The following is a 5,124-nucleotide window of genomic DNA, read 5'->3' as shown; positions in this document are numbered from 1 at the left end:
GTGAAACATCGTCGCGCCAATGGTAGTGTGGCTCCGGCCATGTGAGAGTAGGTCATCGTCAGCTCTCTATTCTAAGACTAGCCCAATCCTATTTATTCAGGATTGGGCTTTTCTTTGTCTCCTGTTTTTTTGTTTGCTCAAATTATTACTATAAACACTAAATTACTTAGTAGTTGGTTTATCGAACACCTCTTTTAAACTGCTAGGCTCTCTGCGTTTCACGTTGTTGTGCTCGTGACGGGTATCAGAAGAGGTCTTGTATGCCTGCAAACGCGAGGTTTGAATGACTCCGATAGGACGATTCTCTTCTAAGCATCTAAAGGTGGTAAAGCTCAGATTCTCTATCGCTTCAACATTGCCATCGTCTGGTACGTCCTGACAAGGTACGGTTAAAGTTGCCACGGTAACAAAAGGCGCATCAGATGCTTTCCATTCTTTGGTTAATGTCTCAATAGGTTGCTTTTTTAGATTACGGCATAACTGGATTTGCACATTGAACTGATAGTCGTGCTCTTGTATCTCTTGAATGATAGCGGGGCGGATAGCTTCATCTTCTGTAAATAAGTGAATGTCCTCTCGTTTGATTTTGGCGGTAGAGGCCTTGGTAGGCGTCACTCTAATCTTTGCCATATAGTCGCCATGACGGCACACACCTTGTGAGAAGTAATCATATAGCCAAGCGTTCTTTGGTGGAATGGTAGCCAGCTTTCTAAAGGCATTTAGAGTCTTTACGCCTTCTACATTAGGAAATGCTTTGCCGTATTTGGTCAGCCAGTCAAATACCAGTTTGCCTTTACCGAGTAAGCCATCGCCTAAGTAGCTGTTTAGCTCAAAATTTAATTTGGACAGATAAGCATAATCTTTTAGACTGTTGGTAAAGAAGATAGGCCCATTCACTAGCGCATAATCAAAGGTGGTACAGTCCTCTTCACCAGGGGTGAGCTTTTTGCCCGGCACATCAAATATCTTGATCGCTAGCCCTTGTCCTAACCCCAGCCTTCTATCTGCATCTACACCTGCCGCAGCATTTGAGAATCGAATCACCGCATCGTGAATACCTGCGTTTGCATACAGTCCTTGAGCGTACTCTTCTGGCAAATTATCTAGAATCTCAAACTTGGCCTTGAGTCCGCAGTAGGTCTTGGCATGGACGGCGCGGGTGTGATGATCAAGTTTATTGGCTTCTTTGCTCTTTTGCACGTAGTCACGGATATCAGCAGTGATCATCTTCATCGTCTGCTGATCTTCTGCACTTAGGGTGGTGTACTTTTTATCGAACTTGACATATTTTGGTTTAAACAACTTCTTCAGCATAATCAGCTACCTACTGTTGGGAATTTAAGATTTGAAATCCTAGTTATTTTACAAAAGTTTGGTCGTTAATATTGATGATAAGTATTGGTGATGTGTAAAGGTGAGCAAGGAATAACGACTGTTTGGGAAATAGTTGTCCGCAGCTACGCCTGTAGATAGCTCTTGCGCTGCTTAAAGTTGACATACAATTTTACGGCGCTTTGGTCATCGTCAGATCTCTATTACTAAAAGCCCCCTTTACTTATGTAGAGGAGGCTTTCTTTATAACCTAAATAAACCTATTATTTTTGAGTCTATAATCTTAAAGTTATATTTTCCTAAGTTTATATGAGAATCTTTGAATTAAAGTCTGCTAAAATTAGACTCTGAATGTTAATTATCTATTCTTCTATAGGGAAAGTATATGCCTAGTCCAGAACTTATTGCATGGATAACATTAGCTAAAGAGTCGCTACTTGGGTTGGCTGCGTTAGTTGCAATTGGTATAGGAATATATGGTATAAGAGCATGGAAGAGAGACCTTGTTGGTAAGGAAGTGTATACAGCGGCAAAAAATCTTGTAAAAGAGAGCCACCTTGTAAGTAGAGCTGCTTTGATGCTACGTGAACCTTTACATCCGAATGAAAAACGGCGTTTTACTAATGAAGAAATTTTCCACACTACAGAATTAGAACGTTGGTGTATACCTGAAATCGATGGCTATAAATTACGAATTAATGAATTCTCAACGGTGCAAGAAAGTTATCGTTTAGCTAAACTTGATTTAAGAGTTTTAATTGGGTCTAAAATTTATGAAGGCTTTTTACCATTTGATCTTCTTCTTATAGACTCAGTAAATCGCGTAAATAATTATCTAGAATTGCTTAATGATTATGAACATGTTGCAACTCCTGAATCGCCTGAAATAGTTAATGCGCAATTTATAATGTATCCGTCTGAAAATCTTAATGATGAGTTAACAAATGATCTTGCAGACGCGCGGGAAGAGGGAGAAAAATCAATTCTTAAGTATCTACACCGTAACAGTATCCGTGGCTACAAAGTGATTCAAGAGACGTCTTAACTATTACCTATTTTCATACTATAAAAGTCTCATTGTTTCAAACGTTCCTCAACCTAATTATTAATAATATAAGCAAAGAGATATTTATACGATGACCTTTAATATTACTACGGATTGGAAATTTTGGTCTGCCTTGATTGCTTTACTGGCATTAATACTTTCTCAACTTCCACCTATCCATGTTTTCATACGCAGGGCTAAGCTTGATTTAGAAGTGCATTCTAGGATATTTATTACTCATAAAGTTGGTAATCCTAACTTACAAATTCATCTCATATTGCGCAATGTCGGTGGACGGGTTATCCGTATAAAAAAGATGAATGCCAATATATTGAGAGATAACAAGAAAGTTATGTCTTTACCTGCCCAAACTTATGTTGCAAGTCCAAAAGATAACCAACTGATATTACTAACAAGCTTTGATTTAAAACCTCAGACCGAATGGAGTCATCTGGTAAGCTTTCTTAATTACTTTGATCGAAGTGATGAAAAATTATACCGCGAAGCAGAAATTAAACTTAAGAACGAAATCTCACGTCGAATAGATGAGTTTGGAGAAAAGAATCCTGTAGTGGCTCCTCCTGAAATAGTTGAACCGTTTAATAAATTATTAGAAAGTAATTTCAAATGGTTTGCAGGTGATTACCTTTTGGAGATTGTTATAGAAACCGATACTCTAAGAGCAAATGTATCTAGAAAATATCGATTTACTATATTTGAATCACAAACTGAAAGCCTTATGGATCATAAAAAAGGTTATCCCAGTGGTGATGCTATCTTCTGGGAATCTGCATACTATGTTGGACAATCAATAGAAGTCGAAGAAAAGACGTAGTATATGGCAAAAGTTATGTCTCACTTATATTTTTCGGCACTTAAACTTCATAATATATATCTAGTTTTATTTTTTAAGGGTTTTTTTCAAGACATTTCATCTATAATCATACAATTTTTTTAAGAGAATAAAATGGTTAGGTTAAATATTATTTTAAAATACATATTCATAATTTTCTCTATCTCTCTATTAGTGATTTTACCTTTTATAATTTTCAATAGAGCTTATTTCAATTGGAGCTTCAATGTTGATACTGATTTGGCATCTAGATTTGGCGATTTTTTTGGTGGATTTATAGGTACGCTTTTTTCTATTCTTAGCGTTCTTTTGCTTATATACACAATTACCTCCCAATACATAGAAACATCTAAGAATAAAGTGAAAGACCACTTCTTTAAAATGTTGGATTATCATACTGAAAATGTAAGAAGTACTAAGGTAGGTAGCATAGAGGCTACTAAAGCAGATATCGTTGAAGAAGGTAGACGAGCGTTTGTAGTATATAAAATACAACTCAAAAGACTTTTGCAGGCTGTTAATAGCATCAACGAAACCTTAGATCTTAATCTCAGCTCTAGTGAAAAAATCGATGTGGCATACATATGCTTCTTTTACGGTCAAAGTGAAACTTGGGTTGACTTCATAAAAGGAAAATTGTCAATTCATAGGAGTGGCTCTTTAATAGCTACTGAAATGCTGAAAAAAGTACAAGAAAATGAGAGTTTGAAATTAGGAAGAACTAATCAAACTGAATTGAGCAGTTATTTCCGAAATATGTATAATGCTATCAAGTTGGTAGATAATGATAAATATCTTTCTCAAGAAGAAAAAGTTGACCTTATAAAAATATATAGGGCACAGCTTTCTAATCCAGAGTTATATATCTTATTTTTTAACTTAGTTTCTAGGTTTGGTACTAAATGGCATATGAGTAATTATATTACAAAGTATGAGCTTCTGACTAACCTGCCTCATGACTACTGTGATGGATATGATCCAAAAGATTATTTTGACATTTCATACGAAGAAGATGAAATTGGTCTCTGGATAGAAAGTACTTAAAAATAAAGTCTATTAGATACAGTTTTTCTATCTATCAAAACAACTCCCCAACCTCAACCACCTCATCGAAATCAAATCCTAGCTGTTGACCTTTAAGCTGACGCATCTGCTCAATACGCTGTTTACGTCCTACGATTAACCTTAATACTTCTCGGCGCTGTTCGGTGTTCATACTTAACCACAATTGACGTTCGGGGCGACTGCGTAGACAACCAAAGCAATACTTTTTCCCACAAAAAAAGCCCATATTAGCGAACTAATACGGGCTTTAACATTTAATAGAGTACTTAACAAACTAGGCTAACCACTAAGCACCTTCACCAAATTTACCACTTTGGAAGTCAGTGACCGCTTGCATGATCTCGTGCTGACTGTTCATCACAAACGGACCGTATTGCACAATCGGTTCACGTAATGGACGTCCAGTGATTAAGATCACTTTGGTGTCCTCACTACTATCGGCTTTAATGGTAACGCCATCAGTATCAGTGTCGTTTTTGAGGATAGCCATGTTTTTAGTCGGTACCGTATCCCCTTCAATATCTACCGTACCGCGATACACAAAGGCAAACGCATTGTGATCAGCTGGAATGGCCTGACTAAAGCTAGTGCCTGCGGGTAGATGAATATCTAAATACGTCGGCTCAGTGATATCGCGCGTGACTGCGCCTTCTACCCCGTGCGATGTCCCCGCAATGACAGTAACATCCACGCCATCTTCTGTGGTGTATTTAGGCAAGTCCTCACTTTGGAAATCTTTATACCAAGGATCATTCATTTTATCTTTGGCAGGTAGATTGAGCCACAGCTGGAAGCCTTCCATCGCGCCATCTTCTTGCTCAGGCAGTTC

At 37.6% G+C, this 5,124-nt stretch carries 6 protein-coding genes; 3 read left to right on the top strand and 3 right to left on the bottom strand.

Going from position 1 to position 5,124, the window contains the following annotated elements; translation table 11 throughout:
• Window positions 1–162: 162 nt before the first annotated feature.
• Entirely contained in the window at window positions 163–1,314 is a 1,152-nt protein-coding gene (locus ACTXGO_RS09410; protein WP_443543495.1) for a catalase family protein, read from the bottom strand.
• 403 nt (window positions 1,315–1,717) lie between these two features.
• On the opposite strand from ACTXGO_RS09410, the gene ACTXGO_RS09405 reads away from it, so the two are divergent.
• From ACTXGO_RS09405 to ACTXGO_RS09395, 3 genes are all read left to right on the top strand, one after another.
• A complete protein-coding gene (locus tag ACTXGO_RS09405) occupies window positions 1,718–2,377 on the top strand; it encodes a hypothetical protein (RefSeq protein WP_443543497.1) in 660 nt (219 codons plus the stop codon).
• A 91-nt stretch (window positions 2,378–2,468) separates the two neighbouring features.
• The gene (locus tag ACTXGO_RS09400; protein ID WP_443543499.1) at window positions 2,469–3,212 is read left to right on the top strand and encodes a hypothetical protein; all 744 of its coding nucleotides are present in this window, start codon (window positions 2,469–2,471) and stop codon (window positions 3,210–3,212) included.
• A gap of 132 nt (window positions 3,213–3,344) precedes the next feature.
• Window positions 3,345–4,274, top strand: coding sequence for a putative phage abortive infection protein (locus ACTXGO_RS09395; RefSeq protein ID WP_443543500.1), 930 nt, complete (start codon window positions 3,345–3,347; stop codon window positions 4,272–4,274).
• 34 nt (window positions 4,275–4,308) lie between these two features.
• On the opposite strand, the gene ACTXGO_RS09390 is transcribed toward ACTXGO_RS09395, so the two are convergent.
• Together ACTXGO_RS09390 and ACTXGO_RS09385 are read right to left on the bottom strand one after the other, a co-directional pair.
• Window positions 4,309–4,521: a DUF1289 domain-containing protein gene (locus tag ACTXGO_RS09390; protein WP_443543502.1), complete on the bottom strand. Its 213-nt coding sequence runs from the start codon at window positions 4,519–4,521 to the stop codon at window positions 4,309–4,311.
• Window positions 4,522–4,581: 60 nt separating this feature from the next.
• A partial coding sequence (locus ACTXGO_RS09385) for a pirin family protein (RefSeq protein WP_443574199.1) occupies window positions 4,582–5,124 on the bottom strand: 543 nt, incomplete at its 5' end.

It is taken from the genome of Psychrobacter sp. T6-1, from assembly GCF_052258445.1.
This window is presented reverse-complemented; position numbering and strand designations above follow the sequence as displayed.